Raw genomic sequence first — 17,148 nt, forward strand, 5'->3', positions numbered from 1 at the left:
AGGGCTTGGTGAAGAACTGGAACTTGAAAACCGTCAGCCCAAACCAAAGTTAAATTAATAATCAATTGTTGATGCTTCTTTTACCAGCTAAATTTCTGTTTCTTCGGCTGAAACTGAAGCAAAATAGCAAAACAAAGGTTGATGTTTAATTCGTCAGCCAGTTTTTTGCCAAATCAATGTTGTAGGCAGCCTTTTTGTTTTGATTTATTATCCTCCTTCCCATCCAACTGTTATTTGGCTGAACTGTTCAAAAGGCAATTTTAGTTGTTTTCCTAACTTGTCTTTTAAACTTGCATTATTTATGGAAAGAGATATAACAGAGTCTTTACCATTCCATTGGCTGATAATTATTTTACCTTCTTTTGCAATAAATCTGTCAGGCTTGTAAACTCTCTTATATATGATTAATACATCATCACAAATTTGGCGAATGTATTTGTTTCCTTTAGGATACTTGTTTAAATATATGCTCACATAATTTGAATATTTTGCCAAATCAAATTCTTTAGATATTGGTAAGCTGTCAATGTGATTGATTTCGATTATAAGTTCGTATTGTCTATTTTTTGATATTTTTTGAAGTGAAACATTTGAACAGCCGGAAACGTCAGCAGCAATGTCAAACTCATATATCAATTGAGAAAATACAGTTCCGCTTGAAATAAGAAAAATAAAAATTGTCAGAATAATTCTCATTTATTATGATGTCTATAATTCTATAAGTTGGTTCTATGCGTCATGCAAGGTTGCCTACAACTCATAAATATACGCACCTTTCGGTATCTCGGTTACAAGTTCAAAATCTTTATTTGCATAAAAAAATGCAATCCCAATATTATTGATACGAAGCTGGCTATCATGTTGTTACCAGTTCTAAAAATGCTTAAAACCTATTGATTTCTTGCTTAAACAATACAATATGCGTACTTCGATTTTTTGTATTGTTCAATTTTTAACAATACAGAATGCGCACTTCGTATTTTGTATTGTCGTGTTGGCAACAATACAAAATACGCAGTAGAAACAAGTACTTAAAACCTTGTGGTAAAAACAGCATGCTTCTTTTACTACCTCAAAATTACGCCGGTTGCACCGGGCTTCCCGTCCAGTCCGTTCCGGTGGCCAAGCGTTCGCCCTTCATCACTAATGACAAAGCATCAATTTTACAATCGGCGCCAATTTCGGTATCGTACAAAACAATGGTGCCGGCACCGATGGAACTGCGGGCGCCAATTTTTACGCTGCCTACTTTCATTACGCGGTCTTCAAATAAATGGGTTTGCGGGCCGCAGTCTTCGTTTAAAGCGGCATCATCACAAATGGTAACCATATCAAACTCGGTAATGTCGGTGGTGTTCATCCAAACGCGTTTGCCCACTTTTACGCCCAAAATGTGCATACAAACAGGCAGCCAGGGCGTGCCGCGCAAATAATCCAGCAAAAAGGGGATTGACAAAGCTTCGTATGTGGTGGTGATAGCTTCGCTGCGCCATACTTTCCAGTTCCACATTGGTTTTTGTTGGGCTTTAAAACGACCTACAAGAACGTATTTTAATAAAACTGTGGTAAAAAAAGCAGGCAAGCCCATAAAGCCGAGGTAGTAGAGCGGGAAAAGCAGGATGATTTTCCACCACGGGTTTTCGGTTACCAAATCGTGGGTGTAAGCAATAAAAAAGATGGAAAAGATGATGATGGCAGTTTCCGGCAAAATAATACGGATAAACTCGACAGTGGCACGCGCCATAAACCGCGCCCAATGCGGCCTGGCAGTCAATTCCGCAGAAAAAGGGTTGCTCTCCTGGCGGCGCGGCAAAGCAATGGAAGGCGAGCCAAACCAATCTTTTGCGCCGCTTTGGTCTAAATCGCTTTTTTCCGGCGGAATGGACAAAACACCGATCAACATATTGCTGCCCAATTTATAACCTTGCGGAATAAGCGCGCTGTTGCCCACAAAGCTGTTGTTTTCGATTTCGGTATAATCCAAAATCAATTGTTGGCCGCGTACGTCGGATTCGCCCAAAGTAACGGCATCGGCCACAAAAGAACCGCTGCCAATTTTTAACAAAGGGTGCGTAACGCTACTGGCGGTAGAAATTTCGGTGTATTTACCAATTTTAGCACCCAAAGCGCGGAAAAAAGCCGACACATAAACCGTGGCATAAATTGGGTGAAGCACAATTAAACTGATGGACATCAACTGGTCGGCAAACCATTTGCGGAAATAAAACATACTGTACAACGGATATTTGCCGGGCTTGATGTTGCGCTGCAGCAAACGGGTAAGCACAATGGTTTCGAGCGTAAAAAGCAGGATGTAAACCAAAGCCAGCGAAGGCACGAGGACCATGTAGGTAAAATCGTAATCATCCGCGGCGTTGTCCAGTTTGTTGATGGTGATGATGGCTGGCAGCAGCGGCAGCAAAATAACAAATGGAAATATCAGCAGCGAAAACGAGAACAAAGCTTTGTATTTTGTTAAAGTTTTGCCGGATACGAAAAGCGGCTGCGGAAAATCGGAAAGGTTCTTTTTCTCCCTGAACTCTGCCGGACTGCCGCGCCAAACTTCGCCGGTGCGGATAGTTTTTCCTTCCGCCAGGTAACTTAAATCCTGCAATTCCGTCCAGGATTCCATGGCAGCGCCACCAGCAATGATAGAACTGGTGCCGATATAAGCATGATGGCCTAAAGCAATAGAACGAATCTTCAACAACCCATCTTCAACCACAGCATTATTTAAATTGACGTTAGAACTGATGCTGACATCGCTGCCAATCGTGATTAAATCTTCGGCACCGATGGTAAAATTACTTAACTGCGCATCAGGGGCAATTTTTACGCCCAACATTTTTAAATAAACCGGATACAATGGCGTTCCGTTTAAAAACTGAACGGTGAGCAGGCGTTGCACCGTTTTAACCAGCCACCAGCGGAAATAATAGCTTCCCCACAAAGGGTAATCGCCTTCTTTCATTTTGCCGATGACCAGCCATTTTGTGCCGATAGAGGTAAGCGAAAACAAAATCGGCACAAAGCAAAACATCACGAGCGCGGTGAGGATGGCATAACCCAAATGGCCGGTTTCCTGTTCGATGTAATAATAACCCAAGTAGGGCACGAAAATTTGCACGGCAAAAACAGCATAAATAAAAAAGAGAGCCATCGTTTGCGCTGCCCAGCACAAGTAATAATTTAAAGGTTTTACTTTGTGAAATTTGCGCTCGGGCTTTTTATCAACCGGTGTTTGCTGCTCCCAAACTTCGGCCAGTTTTTGCAGTGGGCGATGCAGGTAAATATCACGCAAGGAAGCTTTTGGCACGCCGCCTTCGCGCCGCAAACGCGAAACCAAACCGGCAGCAAGCAAAGAATGTCCGCCAAGGTCATCAAAAAAATCCATCGAAAGGTCAATGGTTTTATTGGGGAAAGTTTTGCGCAGCATATTTAGCAAGCGGTCGGGCAGCGGCGCGTTCAAATCCAAATTCTCTTCTGCGTCGGTATTGGTGTTTTGCAGTAAAGATTCGGGCGTTGGCAAAGCTTTGCGGTTTACTTTTCCGCTGGGCATACGCGGCATTTCCGGCAAGCGCATAATGGTAGCCGGAACCATGTAGGATGGCAAAACCTTGGCCAGTTCCAGGCGCAGCAGGTTTTCTTCCAGTTCGATGCCGCCTTCGGTAACGATGTAGCCCACCAACTGCTCTTGTTCTGCGCTGTCTTTTTTTACGGCAACTGCTGCTGCCGAAACGTCCTGCAAACCGGCAAGTTTGGTTTCTATTTCGCCTAACTCGATGCGGTAGCCACGCAGTTTGATCTGGTCGTCAAACCTTCCTAAAAACTCAATGCTGCCGTCTTCTTTAATTAAAGCTGCGTCTCCGGTACGGTAAATCCGGTCGCCTGGCATATCTGCAAGCGATGCTGTTTTTAGCACAAACTTTTCAGCAGTCAACTGTGGCAGTTTTACGTAACCTTCGGCAACACCGGGACCGGAAATCACCAGTTCGCCGCGTTCGCCAAACGGCAGCAAGTTTAACTTTTCATCAACAACGGCCAAGTTGTAATTTGGAAGGGGATCGCCAATGCTGATTGGGTCGCCGGGTTTTAATGGCGCAAAAGTAGCGCTCACGGTAGTTTCCGTCGGGCCGTAACTGTTGTAAAAAATGCGGTTTGGGGTTGACCATCGGTTTAAAACCTGAACGGTACAAGCTTCGCCGCCGGCATTCACCAAACGCAACGATGGGATATTGTCTTCCATTACCGCCAGCAAACTTGGCACGGCATGCAGCACCGTTATTTTTTCGCGGTTTAACACATCGCTCAACTCGTCAATTGCTTTTGAAGTCGTGTTATCAGCCACCCAAAGCGTGGCGCCGGCAAAATAACTTACCCAGGTTTCTTCACACCACATATCAAAAGAAACGGAGAAGCCCTGGTAAACGCGGTCGGTTTCTTGGATGTTGATCACGCTTTGCTCAGACCGTACCAAATGGCAAATCTGCCGGTGGCCAATCGGGATGCCTTTTGGTTTGCCCGTACTGCCGGAAGTATATAAAACGTAAGCCAAGTTATCAGGTAAAGGGCCTTCGGGAACAATAATGTTTTCATCAGCGGCAGGCATCGAGCGGATATCAAACCTGGGGAAATCGAGGTTCAACAAATCGGCACTGATGTAAGCATTGGCTTCTACTTCGGTAAAAATCGTTTCTACGCGTTCGGCCGGAATTTCACGGTCAACCGGGATATAAGCAGCGCCAGCTTTGATGATTCCGATAATGGCCGCATGCAAACACAAACCGCGTTTGTACCAAATGCCCACCTTATCGCCCCTTTTGATGCCTCTTTCGGCCAGGTCAGCGGCAATGGCATCGCTCCAACGGTTTAATTGCTGGTAAGTAAGCGTTTCTTCGCCAAAAATCAATGCTGTTTTTATCGCATGTTTTTGGGCAGATTGGCGGAACTGATCAACTAAAGTTTCATTGCGGATAAAATCCGGACGGTCAATACCTTTCAGGATACTGGTTTTATTATTGAGCAGGGTAGAAGTTGACATACGGTTTGAGACAGGTAATTTTAATTTTGGTTTGTTACAAGCCAATAGAATAAGTTTTTAAACTTAAGAAACAAACTTTAACTATCGGGAATTTAAATTTACCGATTGGGCTAAATTTACAACAGCAACTTGTTTAATAAATTGTGCCTGCAATAAATTTCATCTTAAACCAACAATTTTTTAATGTATTGGTTGTAGGGCAGTACTGTTTTTATCACCTAAAAATTAGTAATTACGCTACCGAACTTAAAAATGCAGACTGATTGTTTAGCCTCTAACCCAAAAACTACAAAATATTCGGGTGTTTTTAACCAAGCCAAAGCCCCGGCAAATTCATTAAAAATTTCTATTGTTGTTCCGGCACGTAATGAAGCCCGCAACCTGCGTAAAACATTGGATGCCTTGCGTTTACAAACCGATACTTGCGGAAAACCTTTAAACCCTTTGAATTACGAAGTTTTGCTTTTGGCCAATAATTGCAGCGACCAAACTTTCGACATCGCAAAAAATTACCAGCAAAAATACCCTGGTTTTGCATTGCATGTAGCGGTAATCAAACTTCCCCCTTCCAAAGCAAACATTGGTTTTGTGCGAAGGCTGTTGATGGACGAAGCTTACCGCCGTTTAACTGCTGCCGGAAACAGCAACGGCATTATTGCTTCCACCGATGGCGATACTTTTGTGGATAACTGCTGGGTTTACCATATTTTGCAAGAAATTGAAAAAGGCTGCGATGCGGTTGGTGGCCGGATTTTGACGTACAGCAACCAGAAAAAAGCAAGGCTGTACCATTTGCGCGATGTGGCCTACCGCAGTTTATTGGCCAGGGCAGAAGCGATGATAGACCCGGAAGAACACGATCCCTGGCCGCGGCATTACCAGTATTTTGGGGCAAGCATGGCTGTTACTTGTCCTGTTTATCATCAAGTTGGGCGATTGCCGGCATTGCCTTTTTTGGAAGACAATGCTTTTTACCAGGCATTGCAGCGCATGGATGTGCGGATCCGGAAAACGCCTGCTGTGAAAGCTTATACTTCAACCCGAATGTCGGGCCGGGTAAAGGTTGGTTTTTCGGAACAGTTGCGGCGATGGTCGGGCTACACGCGTTATGGCCACACCCAGGAAGTGGAACAGGCTGAAGCGTGGATCATCAAATTTAAAAGCAAACGGGTTTTGCGGCAATGCCGGGAAGAATACCTGAAAAATGGTTTTTATGACCAGGAAGCCTTTAAAAAAGTTGCCGAAGATTTATTGGTAAACCCAAACTGGCTGCACAAAGAGCTGGTGGCCAACCAATATTTCGGCCAGTTTTGGGAAAATGTACGCAAGAAAATAGGCCGAGGAAAATGGGGCAAAAAATGGGAACTGGTGCATATTACCGAAGCGATTATTGCTTTTCGGGAGTTTGTAAACAATGGTCCTGTTAATTCTTTTCAAACAGATCCAGTCTGAACTTTTCGTGGCGCTGGTGCAGCACATGTTTCAGATGCTTCTTTTGCCGGCATAAATTCAGGAAGTAATCGTGCACCTCGTCTCCAGTAAGCGGAAATTCGGGCACAACCGGTGTCCAATGAACAAGCAACAATTGTCCGCCCGGTTCTAAATGTTCGGTCATTAAATCGGCCAGTTTCTGCAGGTCTTCCCAACTCAAAAAATAACCGACTTCGGAAAGCAGGATCAAATCGAAACTTTCTTGCGGAAAATCCTGTGGCACAAACATTTTTTGCAAACTGACATGTACATCATCTTTCAGCCTTTCTTTTGCTTTTTGCAAAGGCACATCCGCCGGTTCTACGGCCAATAGTTTTTTGCATTTTGGCGCCAGCATTTTGGTCAATACACCAATGGAACAACCAATTTCAAAAGCGCTTTGGTAAGTTTCGCGGGGCAAAGCAGCAAGTGTTGCCTTGTATTTGCTCCGTTCGTAAGGGCTGCTTTCAAAATGCCAAGGGTCATCGCCGTGGCTGTAAAATTCATTAAAAAAATCGGCTGATAAAGAATTGGTTTTTTCAGGATGGGCAGGAACAGAAGGCTTGCTTTCGATAAAAAGTTCCTCGTCATAATCAAAATGAACCAGAATTTCGGGCGAAAGGATAAAGCCTTCCGGGTCGTCATCAATCAAACGGCCGATTTGCGATTGGTGCGCTTCAACCGCTTTTTTCTTGATTTCCATTACTGGTTTGATATTTACCTGAAACCATTTAACTAATTCATGCTGAGTAACATCTGCCTGTTTTCCTAATTCCCAAATCCAGATTAAATATTGTAAAATCCGTGGTTGTATTTTAAGTTGAAGTACGGCTTGATTTAGGATTTGCCAGGAAGAACGATGATCTGGGTGCGGGTCTTTTTCCCAGGTTACCAATATCGTTTTTGGGTTGATGGCTTTTAATATTTCCAGCATTTGTTGTACAGCAGCATCAAAATCAGGGGAAGCCAGATTGGGAACGGCCGTGTCTTTTAACCGCATAAAAGAAGCATTGGCGGCAGGGACATTTAATATCTGCAAAGCCTTTAACGCTTCCGTTTCGCGCAGTTCCCGTAATTTTTCTGTGGGATATTTTTTAGAGTTCGGGTGAGATTTGCTGCCATCGCTTACAAAAACAACAAAAACCGGAACGTCCAATTGCCGAAGCAAGGCAATTGTTCCTCCGCAACCCAACGATTCATCGTCTTCGTGCGGTGCGATGACTACGGTTGTGCCAAATTGTTTTAAATCTTCGGCTGAAATTTCGGTAGCCTGTTGCTGCCAGTTTTTGCGCTCCGTTTTGGTTACCATAATCGTAATACAGCAACCAGCTAAAGTTTGTTTTTAATTGAAGCTTGAGCGTGATGCTGTTTTTACGACAGGTTTGTTCATCACGAAGAAAAAAAACAGGCCGCCCAAAACATAAAGCAAAATATCGAGCCAATCGCCGGTGTATTTCTGCGGATCATACTTCGGCAAAAACCCCTCAAAAACCAAAGAAATATAAACCACGATAAAAATAACGTGTCCGGGTTTTAAAACATAGATGCTTCTTTTACCGGCAAAAATTCGTTGAAACCAAAGCCCGAGGTTGGACACGACAGGCACGGCCAGCAAATCCGTAAAATGTCCGTGTAAAAACAGTATCGGATGGTGGCTGATTTTCGCTGCGTAAAAAACCATCCACAGTACACAAAAAACTAAAAACCAAGGGTTTAAAAGTGTCTTCATCATTAAGCTGAAAGGATACCGATTAACCATAAAAGCGCCGAAATGAAAACCACAAAACCGATTTGCGCATAGTAAAAAGCCGTGCGGATGGGGCGCAATCTTGTCTTGAGTTTTTTGACAAACGGGCTGTCTTCTTCCCGAACAAACAAAAAATCTGCCTCTTTTTTTACCTCGCGTTGTATTTTGGTTTCAACCGATTTGGTAAAATTTTCGATTTCCAGGAACTCGCCGCAGTACAAACAGCGGTCGTCAATATGTCCTCGCCATAAAGTCCATTCATGGCAATGCGGGCATTTTATTTCCTGTTTGTTCGTCAATTCCGGTTTTCTTAAATTATACTTACTTTGCGGGAAGTATGGAGATCAAAAATAACAAAAAGGCCATCAAGGCGTGGGCCATGTTTGATTGGGCAAATTCTGCTTACAATTTAGTCATCACGTCCACCATTTTCCCGGCCTATTATACGGCAATTACTACAACAAAAGAACATGGCGATAAAGTTTTATTTTTCGGAAAAAGCTTTGTCAACACCGCGCTTTCCAACTACGCGCTGGCGGTTGCTTACCTCGTCATCGCTTTTTTAACGCCCATCTTAACTTCCATTGCCGATTACCGCGGGAATAAAAAAACGTATATGCAGTTTTTTACCTGGCTTGGCGCTTTGGCCTGCTGCGGTTTATATTTTTTTAAGTTGGATACGTTGGAAATCGGCGTGATTTGTTTTGCCATTGCCGCCATTGGTTATTGCGGAGGAGCTGTTTTTTACAACTCTTACCTGCCCGAAATTGCAACGGTTGACCAGCAGGATGCGGTCAGCGCCAAAGGTTTTACTTACGGTTATATCGGCAGCGTTTTGTTGCAGATCATCTGCTTTGTGTTTGTGTTGTCGCCCAAAACTTTTGGTATTGTTGATGCCACTTTTCCGGCGCGGTTAAGCTTTTTATTGGTTGGGTTATGGTGGATTGGTTTCGCCCAAATTCCGTTTAAAGTACTGCCCAAAGGAAGCCCGAACTTTAACAAGATTAATCAGCAAAAAGTACACAACGGTTTTGAGGAACTGAAAAACGTTTGGGCCAAAGTGCAAAACATGCCTTTGCTGAAGCGTTTTTTACCGGCCTTTTTCTTTTACTCGATGGGCGTGCAAACCATTATGCTGGTGGCCGCAAACTTTGGCGAAAAGGAGCTGCATTTAGGCACTTCAGCTTTGATTTCTATTATCCTGATTATCCAATTGGTGGCTATCGGCGGCGCAACGCTGATGTCGAAAATGTCGGAAAAATACGGCAACACGCCCGTACTGATGGCCGTGGTTTTACTGTGGATCGGCGTTTGCGTTTTTGCTTATTTCATCACCACCGCTACCGAGTTTTACGGTTTGGCGGTGATTGTTGGTTTGGTGATGGGCGGCATCCAATCGCTTTCCAGATCAACGTATTCTAAGTTTTTGCCAGAAAACATTCCCGACACGGCTTCGTTTTTCAGTTTTTACGATGTAACCGAAAAAGTGGCTATTGTGGCCGGTTTGTTTGGTTTTGGCTTTATTGAAGAACTAACGGGAAACATGCGCAATTCGATCCTTTTCCTTACCATTTTGTTCGTCATCGGTTTCGTTTTATTGTTTTCTTTACGATCCGGCGAAAAAAATCTTAGCAATAATGCCGAGTTTTACAGCCTCAAAAATCCGGAAAACTAAATGAAAGTTGAATTATTTATACCTTGTTTTATTGATCAGCTTTATCCGGATACTGCTTTTAACACCATAAAATTGTTGGAGAAAGTGGGCTGCGAAGTGATTTACAACCCGGCCCAAACTTGCTGCGGCCAGCCAGCTTTTAACGCCGGTTTTTGGGACGATGCCAAAGCCATTGGCAACAAATTTTTGAATGATTTTACCGACCAGCATTTTATCGTTTCGCCATCTGCGTCATGCACCGGCATGGTCAAAAACTATTACAATGATTTGTTTACCAACACGGCCGTGCACAACAAATGCCGTTCGATCCAAAACCACATCCACGAACTTTCTGATTTCCTCGTCAACGTAATGGAGCAAGATTATTTTGGCGCCGAACTGGAAGGCAAAGCCGTTTACCACGACAGTTGTTCCGCTTTGCGCGAGTGCAAAATCAAAGCCGAGCCGCGAAAATTGCTTGAAAAAGTGCACGGACTGGAATTGCTGGAACTGCCCGATAGTGACACTTGCTGTGGTTTCGGCGGAACTTTTGCCGTTAAATTTGATGCCATTTCTACCGCGACGGCATAGCAAAAAGTAGATCAGGCGCTGGCCTTGGAAGCTGATTATATCATTTCTACCGATGCTTCCTGTCTGCTGCATTTGCAGGGATATATTGATAAGAATAATTTGCCGGTAAAAACAGTACACCTGGCCGATGTTTTGGCTGGTGGTTGGGGCAATGTTTGAGGTGGGTTTTTAGGTGGTAAAAGAAGTATTGGTTTCTAATCAAAATATTATATTAGTACAATTAGTTAAATTAATATGTTAGTCATCAGCAGCAAAGAATTTAGAAACAACCAAAAGAAATATTTTGATCTGTTGGATACAAACGTTCAAATTGTGGTGCAACGTGGAAAAGATAAAGCGTACCTACTAACACCGCTATCAGATGCCGAGGCATTATCTACAAACCCGGCGCTGCTCGAAAGGGTGAAAGCAGCTGAGAAAAGTATTGAAAGTGGCGAAACAATAACAATTACTGACCCCCAAAATATATGGGCAAGTATATTATAGTAGTCGAAAAGATCGCTCAAAAAGAACTACAAGCACTTGAAAAATCTGGCGATAAAGCATCTATCAAAAGAATAGAAATTATTTTTGAAGAACTAGCCGAACATCCGCAAACCGGAATAGGAAAACCTGAACAATTAAGGTTTGGATTATCTGGTTATTAGTCAAGGCAAATCAATAAAAAAGACAGGTTGGTTTATAGCATTGATGAAGCTGTGGTAACGGTTTTTGTTGTATCGGCTGTTGGGCATTATGGCGATAAGTAAGTTTTATAAAATATCCAATTTGAAAGGCTCTATCTACAAAAATAAGTTACCCATAAAACACATTATACTTGGCTAATGTTAAGGCAAGCAACTATGAAAATGTTTGAGGTTGATTTTTAGGTGGTAAAAGAAGCATTGGAATAAATTCATGCATCATTACTAATCAATAATTCGGATACATTCGAAGCTTTTAATTTTTTCTGCATGAACCGTAATGATATCCTTTGGAAAGCTGCTTTAGAAGATCTGTTTGATGATTTTTTAAAATTCTTTTATCCCAATGCAGAACAAATATTTGACCTTGAAAAAGGGTTTGAATACCTGGACAAAGAGCTTGAACAGTTGTTTCCACCGGAACAAAACCAGTATGCGCCGCGCTATGTGGATAAATTAGTTAAGGTATTTACGCAGAACAGGCAGGAAGAATGGATACTGATACACGTGGAAGTGCAGGGCTACACCGATCAGGATTTCGCCAAAAGGATGTTCCAGTATTATTACCGCATCCTGGACCGGTATGACAAACCAATTACCGCATTTGCTATTTTTGCCGATTCCGGTAAGAATTTCCATCCTAAATTTTATGAAAGAGCGTACCTCGGAACAAAGGTGTACTACAGCTACAACACTTATAAAATCCTCGACCAGAACGATGCAGCACTTGAGGCAAGCAACAACCCTTTTGCTATGGCTATTTTATCGGCCAAATTGGTGCTGGCCAGCAAGAAACTGGAAGACCAGCAATTATTTGACCTGGCATATGCTTTAGCCAAACGCCTGCTGAACAAACAAATGCCAAAGGACAAAATACGCCGCGTAATGAACTTTTTGCGGTATTACCTGCATTTTGAAAACCAGGAGATGTTTACTAAATTTGAACAAGAGATCAGTAGTTTAACAGAAAAAAGTATCACCATGGGCATCGAAGAATTTTTATTGGACAGGGCTGAAAAGCAAGGCATTGAAAAAGGCAAACATGAAGAAGCCATTGTTATCGCCCGCGAACTAAAAAAAGAAGGTTTATCTATTGAGTTTGTTGCGAAAATCACTAAACTTCCTGTTGATGAAATTGAAAAGCTTTAAGTATAATCAAAGTTAAAGTGATGGGCATCGAAGAATTTCTATTGGACCGGATTGAAAAGAAAGGCATCGAAAAAGGCAAACATGAAGAAGCTGTTGCGATAGCCCACGAAATGAAAAAAGACAATTTTCCTATTCATCGAATTGCCAGGTTTACCAAAATTTCTATCGAAGAAATTGAAAAGCTTTAGATATCCTACAACAGATCAATAAAAATTACAAATCGGCATTTGCAAGGTTATAGCGACAAGAATAATTTGCCGATAAAAACAGTACACCTGGCCGATGTTTTGGCCGGTGGCTGGGGGAATGTTTGAGGTGGATTTATCAGTTTAGTTAAATTTAATGCTTACCTTATTAATGTCTTTTCCTGGATAAACATCAGTAGCTTTAGTTATTTCGTTATAAAAGAAAATATAGTTATTAGTACGACCGAAGTAGTAATATCTTTTCGTCGATATTATAGTGTCTTTGCCAATTAAGATGTAAGTTCCTGTATAAGCATGTTTGTCTTTAACAGAATCTACTTTAATTAAAGAGTTTAAAATACCACCGGTTAGACATAAAATTACAGCAGATAATAAAATTAAACTGAACATATTTATCTTAATTCCAAAATTAAATTCTAACTTCTTTTTTATTACAAAAGGCAATTCCCAGACGTACGTTGTAAAAAAGCTAAATATAAAATATAAAAAAAATGGTAGTGAAATTTTACTTGTGATATACTCGTAAAAAATAAAACTTGCTAATAGTAAAAAGCCAGTAATTATCAAGTACCGCACAAGTTTATTAACATTTCTATTACTACGTGCGGGTGAACTAATTATAGTCTTACCATTGAAAAAAAGTGTAGAAATTACTAATACCACTATTGGTAATAAAATCATAATTCCGTCCTTGATTACACGAATTGCTATTTCAGACAATTCTATATAATCAAATACATTAAAACTAAAGAAGTAATAATACACTGTCAAATTAGTAATTCCTAAAACAAAAGAACACAAAGTTAGACCCGTTATTAAGTTCGTTAAATTGAATTCAATGTTTCCTAATTCTTCACTCATATCTATCCATCAAATATATAATTTAGATTTTATGCCTTTCTTAACAATATAACACATATGATTAGGGTTGTGTTTCTAAATGTATGATGGCATAAAATTGGTTAAAAAAGCAGATAAAATCAGAACTGATATTTTCACTTTTACAGCTAAATTAGTTTTACATTTTGAAGGATTATTATCTGCTTTAATAGTCATCATACATTTGGAAACAGTACCATGATTAGGACGAATATTGATAAATAAGAAATATCAGTAACTAAGCAAATTCAAAGGCGAACACTGTCAGAGTTTGTAGTTATTATGATATTTCTCACCCAAAACCTTACTTTTGCCCAAAATCACTTTGTAGGTGATAATACTGTTTTTACCACATAAAAATCTAAATCATAGTTGTAGATGATTAACTTAACACTTCCCGACGGCTCTGTCCGCCAGTACGACAAAGGCATAACTGCCATGCAGGTTGCCCGTTCCATTTCCGAAGGTTTGGCCCGGAATGTTTTGGCTGCCGAAATCGACAGCAAAGTTTGGGATGCCAGTCGCCCGATTGAAGAAGATGTCAAAATCCGTTTATTGACCTGGAACGATACCGAAGGAAAAGCCACTTTCTGGCATTCATCAGCGCATTTGATGGCCGAAGCTTTGGAAGCTTTATATCCGGGCGTAAAACTTGGGATCGGCCCGGCTATCGAAACCGGTTTTTATTATGATGTTGATTTTGGCGATCAGCCTTTTTCTTCGGATGATTTTAAAAAGATCGAAGATAAAATGGCGGAACTGGCCAAAACCAAATCTGAATATATCCGTAAACCGGTTTCCAAAGCAGATGCCATAGAATACTTCACCGAAAAAGGCGATGAGTACAAGTTGGACCTGATCAAGGATTTGCCGGACGGTTCGATTACTTTTTATTCTCAGGGAAACTTTACGGATCTGTGCCGCGGGCCGCATATCCCGAATACTTCTTTTATCAAGGCAATTAAGTTGATGAGCGTGGCCGGCGCGTACTGGCGCGGCGATGAAACGCGCAAACAATTGACCCGGATTTACGGCGTTACCTATCCAAAGCAAAGTGAGCTGACGGATTACCTGCACTTTTTGGAAGAAGCCAAAAAACGCGATCACCGGAAGTTGGGCAAGGAACTGGAACTTTTTGCTTTCTCCGAAAAAGTAGGCATGGGTTTGCCTTTATGGTTGCCAAAAGGAGCTGCATTGCGCGAAAAACTCGTTCGTTTTTTGCAAAAAGCACAGGAAGAAGCTGGTTACGAACAAGTAATTACACCGCATATCGGACATAAAAATTTGTATGTAACTTCCGGCCATTACGAAAAATATGGCGCGGATTCTTTTCAGCCGATCAAAACACCACAGGAAGGAGAGGAGTTCTTTTTGAAACCGATGAACTGTCCGCATCACTGCGAAATTTACAAAACTAAGCCGCGTTCTTACAAAGATCTGCCGGTTCGTTTTGCAGAGTTTGGAACCGTTTATCGTTACGAACAAAGCGGAGAATTGCACGGTTTAACCCGCGTTCGTGGATTTACGCAAGATGACGCACATTTATTTTGTCGCCCGGACCAGGTAAAAGAAGAGTTTAAAAAAGTGATTGACTTAGTGCTTTATGTATTTAAAGCTTTAGGTTTCGCTGATTACACGGCTCAAATTTCTCTTCGTGATCCGGAAAATAAGACCAAGTACATAGGCTCAGACGAAAACTGGCTTTTGGCAGAAGCTGCAATTATTGAAGCAGCACACGAAAAAGGTTTGCCAACCGTCATCGAATTTGGTGAAGCTGCTTTTTACGGCCCAAAATTGGACTTTATGGTGAAAGACGCTTTGGGCCGGAAATGGCAGTTGGGAACGATCCAGGTAGATTACAATTTGCCCGAACGTTTTGAACTGGAATACACCGGAAGCGACAACCAGAAACACCGGCCGGTAATGATCCACCGTGCGCCTTTTGGCTCGTTGGAAAGGTTTGTGGCTGTGCTGATTGAGCATTGTGCCGGCAATTTCCCATTGTGGTTAACGCCGGAGCAATATTCAATTTTACCTATATCGGAAAAATATGAAGAATATGCAAAAAAACTTTCAGATGCTTTAAAAAAATCCGATATTCGCGGTCTTATTGACTTGCGAGACGAAAAGATCGGCAGAAAAATCCGCGACGCAGAAGTGAAGAAGATTCCATACATGCTTATCGTTGGAGAAAAGGAAGCGGCAGAAGGCACAGTTTCAGTAAGAAAACATGGCGAAGGGGATTTAGGCAGTATGGCAATAGAAGATTTTAAATCATTAATAGAAAAAGAAATAACCGTATAACTTGGCATTAAGCAAACCAAATTTCAGCAGGGGCCCGAGGCCACCTTTTAAAAAGAAAGAAGCTGAACACAATATCAACCAGTTTATCAGGGTTCCTGAAGTTCGTTTAGTTGGCGACAACGTAGAACCCGGAATTTTTAGCACCCGAGTTGCTTTGGCAATGGCGGAAGAGCAGGAATTGGACCTGGTAGAGATTTCCCCGAACGCAACACCACCTGTTTGTAAAATTATAGACTACAACAAGTTTATTTACGAACAGAAAAAGAAGCTGAAGGAAATTAAGAGCAATGCCAAGCAAACCGTTATCAAAGAGATTCGTTTTGGCCCGAACACTGACGACCATGACTTTGAGTTTAAGCTGAAACATGCCCAAAAATTCTTAGAAGCCGGCGAAAAAGTGAGGGCTTACGTCCATTTTAAAGGAAGGGCAATTGTGTATAAAGAGCAGGGCGAAATTTTACTGCTCCGTTTTGCCCAAGCCGTAGAAGACGTTGGAAAAGTGGAACAGTTGCCAAAATTAGAAGGCAAACGGATGTTCCTTACATTAGCACCTAAAGCAGCAAAAAAATAAAAGTTTAAAAAAACAGCTATGCCAAAAATGAAAACCAATTCCAGTGCCAAAAAGCGCTTTAAGCTTACTGGAACCGGTAAAATTGCAAGGAAAAACGCTTTTAAAAGCCACATCCTAACTAAAAAGTCTACCAAACAAAAACGTAACCTTACCCACACCAGCTTGGTATCTGCCGCTGATATGGGCAACGTAAAACGGATGCTTTGCATCGGTAAATAACAAAAATGTTTAACCAGGTATTCGGGTTCCGCAAGTTTTCTTGATTGAAACACCCACTACCAAAAATTTAAAAAAATGCCACGTTCAGTAAACGCAGTAGCGTCCCGCAGACGCAGAAAAAAAATAATGAACCTCGCCAAAGGTTATTGGGGTTCGCGCAGCAAGGTTTATACCGTTGCCAAAAATACCGTTGAAAAAGGTTTACAATACGCTTACCGAGACCGTAAAACCAAAAAAAGAGAATTCAGAGGATTGTGGATTCAGCGGATTAACGCTGGTGCACGTCAGCATGGCATATCTTACTCTCAATTAATGGGAAAATTAAACAGTGCACAAATCACGTTAAACCGTAAAGTATTGGCTGATTTGGCCATGAACCATCCGGAAGCTTTTAAAGCCGTGGTTGACGCCGTAAAATAAATTAAACCTGTCTGCTTTAGACTAAGGAAAGGGAACTCATCTGAGTTCCCTTTTTTGTTGAATTATCGTTTTGTTATGACAGAATTCCCTACTACTTTAGTATAGTATTATTTACACTAAATTTTAACATCATGAGTTTAAGATTAGGCGATAAAGCGCCGAACTTCCACGCCAAAACTTCTCAGGGAGAAATAGATTTTTACACCTATTTAGG

General features: G+C 41.7%; 16 protein-coding genes and 2 pseudogenes. 12 read left to right on the forward strand and 6 right to left on the reverse strand.

Annotation, left to right across the window (positions count from 1 at the left end; all coding sequences use genetic code 11):
- Positions 1–207: 207 nt before the first annotated feature.
- Both Q0192_RS16095 and Q0192_RS16100 read right to left on the reverse strand, forming a co-directional pair.
- Entirely contained in the window at positions 208–696 is a 489-nt protein-coding gene (locus Q0192_RS16095; protein WP_299291002.1) for a hypothetical protein, read from the reverse strand.
- Between the two features lie 382 nt (positions 697–1,078).
- Positions 1,079–5,041 carry a Pls/PosA family non-ribosomal peptide synthetase gene (locus Q0192_RS16100; RefSeq protein ID WP_299291004.1) on the reverse strand — a complete coding sequence of 1,321 codons (3,963 nt, stop codon included), beginning with the start codon at positions 5,039–5,041 and terminating at the stop codon, positions 1,079–1,081.
- A gap of 252 nt (positions 5,042–5,293) precedes the next feature.
- On the opposite strand from Q0192_RS16100, the gene Q0192_RS16105 reads away from it, so the two are divergent.
- Entirely contained in the window at positions 5,294–6,493 is a 1,200-nt protein-coding gene (locus tag Q0192_RS16105; protein ID WP_299291006.1) for a glycosyltransferase family 2 protein, read from the forward strand.
- Here Q0192_RS16105 and Q0192_RS16110 read toward each other — a convergent pair.
- Genes Q0192_RS16110 through Q0192_RS16120 form a run of 3 tightly spaced genes read right to left on the reverse strand, consistent with a single transcriptional unit; the run spans position 6,465 to position 8,557 of the window.
- The gene (locus Q0192_RS16110; protein ID WP_299291008.1) at positions 6,465–7,820 is read right to left on the reverse strand and encodes a bifunctional PIG-L family deacetylase/class I SAM-dependent methyltransferase; all 1,356 of its coding nucleotides are present in this window, start codon (positions 7,818–7,820) and stop codon (positions 6,465–6,467) included. The genes Q0192_RS16105 and Q0192_RS16110 overlap by 29 nt on opposite strands.
- 33 nt (positions 7,821–7,853) lie before the next feature.
- Positions 7,854–8,243: a hypothetical protein gene (locus Q0192_RS16115; protein ID WP_299291010.1), complete on the reverse strand. Its 390-nt coding sequence runs from the start codon at positions 8,241–8,243 to the stop codon at positions 7,854–7,856.
- Positions 8,243–8,557, reverse strand: a complete 315-nt coding sequence (locus tag Q0192_RS16120; protein ID WP_299291012.1) for a hypothetical protein — start codon at positions 8,555–8,557, stop codon at positions 8,243–8,245. Before Q0192_RS16120 ends, Q0192_RS16115 begins: the two co-directional genes overlap by 1 nt.
- 38 nt (positions 8,558–8,595) lie before the next feature.
- Between Q0192_RS16120 and Q0192_RS16125 the strand changes: the two genes are divergently transcribed.
- From Q0192_RS16125 to Q0192_RS16155, 7 genes and pseudogenes are all read left to right on the forward strand, one after another.
- Positions 8,596–9,933: an MFS transporter gene (locus Q0192_RS16125; protein WP_299291014.1), complete on the forward strand. Its 1,338-nt coding sequence runs from the start codon at positions 8,596–8,598 to the stop codon at positions 9,931–9,933.
- Positions 9,934–10,662, forward strand: a pseudogene (locus Q0192_RS16130) ((Fe-S)-binding protein).
- 75 nt (positions 10,663–10,737) lie between these two features.
- Positions 10,738–10,989, forward strand: coding sequence for a type II toxin-antitoxin system Phd/YefM family antitoxin (locus tag Q0192_RS16135; RefSeq protein ID WP_299291016.1), 252 nt, complete (start codon positions 10,738–10,740; stop codon positions 10,987–10,989).
- On the forward strand, positions 10,971–11,150 hold the full coding sequence (locus Q0192_RS16140; protein ID WP_299291018.1) for a type II toxin-antitoxin system YoeB family toxin: 180 nt from the start codon (positions 10,971–10,973) through the stop codon (positions 11,148–11,150). Before Q0192_RS16135 ends, Q0192_RS16140 begins: the two co-directional genes overlap by 19 nt.
- A 306-nt stretch (positions 11,151–11,456) precedes the next feature.
- Entirely contained in the window at positions 11,457–12,335 is an 879-nt protein-coding gene (locus tag Q0192_RS16145; protein WP_299291020.1) for a hypothetical protein, read from the forward strand.
- Positions 12,336–12,355: 20 nt separating this feature from the next.
- The gene (locus Q0192_RS16150) at positions 12,356–12,523 is read left to right on the forward strand and encodes a hypothetical protein (RefSeq protein WP_299291023.1); all 168 of its coding nucleotides are present in this window, start codon (positions 12,356–12,358) and stop codon (positions 12,521–12,523) included.
- A gap of 36 nt (positions 12,524–12,559) precedes the next feature.
- A pseudogene (locus Q0192_RS16155) lies at positions 12,560–12,649 on the forward strand (Fe-S oxidoreductase); the annotation flags it as partial.
- Positions 12,650–12,664: 15 nt separating this feature from the next.
- Here Q0192_RS16155 and Q0192_RS16160 read toward each other — a convergent pair.
- Positions 12,665–13,402, reverse strand: coding sequence for a hypothetical protein (locus Q0192_RS16160; protein ID WP_299291025.1), 738 nt, complete (start codon positions 13,400–13,402; stop codon positions 12,665–12,667).
- A gap of 396 nt (positions 13,403–13,798) precedes the next feature.
- On the opposite strand from Q0192_RS16160, the gene thrS reads away from it, so the two are divergent.
- The 4 genes from thrS (at position 13,799) to rplT (ending at position 16,934) form a co-directional block, all read left to right on the forward strand.
- A complete protein-coding gene (gene thrS / locus Q0192_RS16165) occupies positions 13,799–15,724 on the forward strand; it encodes a threonine--tRNA ligase (RefSeq protein ID WP_299291027.1) in 1,926 nt (641 codons plus the stop codon).
- 1 nt (position 15,725) lies between these two features.
- Entirely contained in the window at positions 15,726–16,295 is a 570-nt protein-coding gene (infC, locus tag Q0192_RS16170; RefSeq protein ID WP_299291029.1) for a translation initiation factor IF-3, read from the forward strand.
- A gap of 18 nt (positions 16,296–16,313) precedes the next feature.
- Positions 16,314–16,514, forward strand: a complete 201-nt coding sequence (gene rpmI / locus Q0192_RS16175) for a 50S ribosomal protein L35 (protein WP_299291031.1) — start codon at positions 16,314–16,316, stop codon at positions 16,512–16,514.
- A 75-nt stretch (positions 16,515–16,589) separates the two neighbouring features.
- Positions 16,590–16,934 carry a 50S ribosomal protein L20 gene (rplT, locus tag Q0192_RS16180; protein WP_299291033.1) on the forward strand — a complete coding sequence of 115 codons (345 nt, stop codon included), beginning with the start codon at positions 16,590–16,592 and terminating at the stop codon, positions 16,932–16,934.
- Positions 16,935–17,148 lie beyond the last annotated feature (214 nt).

This window comes from uncultured Mucilaginibacter sp., assembly GCF_937859865.1.
GTDB lineage: Bacteria > Bacteroidota > Bacteroidia > Sphingobacteriales > Sphingobacteriaceae > Mucilaginibacter_A.

Coding starts and splice junctions, on each gene's coding strand:
- Q0192_RS16150 (WP_299291023.1), top strand. CDS start 12,356: ATGGGCATCGAAGAATTTCTATTGGACCGGATTGAAAAGAAAGGCATC.
- Q0192_RS16115 (WP_299291010.1), bottom strand. CDS start 8,243: ATGATGAAGACACTTTTAAACCCTTGGTTTTTAGTTTTTTGTGTACTG.
- Q0192_RS16140 (WP_299291018.1), top strand. CDS start 10,971: ATGGGCAAGTATATTATAGTAGTCGAAAAGATCGCTCAAAAAGAACTA.
- Q0192_RS16125 (WP_299291014.1), top strand. CDS start 8,596: ATGGAGATCAAAAATAACAAAAAGGCCATCAAGGCGTGGGCCATGTTT.
- Q0192_RS16110 (WP_299291008.1), bottom strand. CDS start 7,820: ATGGTAACCAAAACGGAGCGCAAAAACTGGCAGCAACAGGCTACCGAA.
- Q0192_RS16145 (WP_299291020.1), top strand. CDS start 11,457: ATGAACCGTAATGATATCCTTTGGAAAGCTGCTTTAGAAGATCTGTTT.
- rplT (WP_299291033.1), top strand. CDS start 16,590: ATGCCACGTTCAGTAAACGCAGTAGCGTCCCGCAGACGCAGAAAAAAA.
- thrS (WP_299291027.1), top strand. CDS start 13,799: ATGATTAACTTAACACTTCCCGACGGCTCTGTCCGCCAGTACGACAAA.
- Q0192_RS16100 (WP_299291004.1), bottom strand. CDS start 5,041: ATGTCAACTTCTACCCTGCTCAATAATAAAACCAGTATCCTGAAAGGT.
- Q0192_RS16105 (WP_299291006.1), top strand. CDS start 5,294: ATGCAGACTGATTGTTTAGCCTCTAACCCAAAAACTACAAAATATTCG.
- rpmI (WP_299291031.1), top strand. CDS start 16,314: ATGCCAAAAATGAAAACCAATTCCAGTGCCAAAAAGCGCTTTAAGCTT.
- Q0192_RS16135 (WP_299291016.1), top strand. CDS start 10,738: ATGTTAGTCATCAGCAGCAAAGAATTTAGAAACAACCAAAAGAAATAT.
- Q0192_RS16160 (WP_299291025.1), bottom strand. CDS start 13,402: ATGAGTGAAGAATTAGGAAACATTGAATTCAATTTAACGAACTTAATA.
- Q0192_RS16095 (WP_299291002.1), bottom strand. CDS start 696: ATGAGAATTATTCTGACAATTTTTATTTTTCTTATTTCAAGCGGAACT.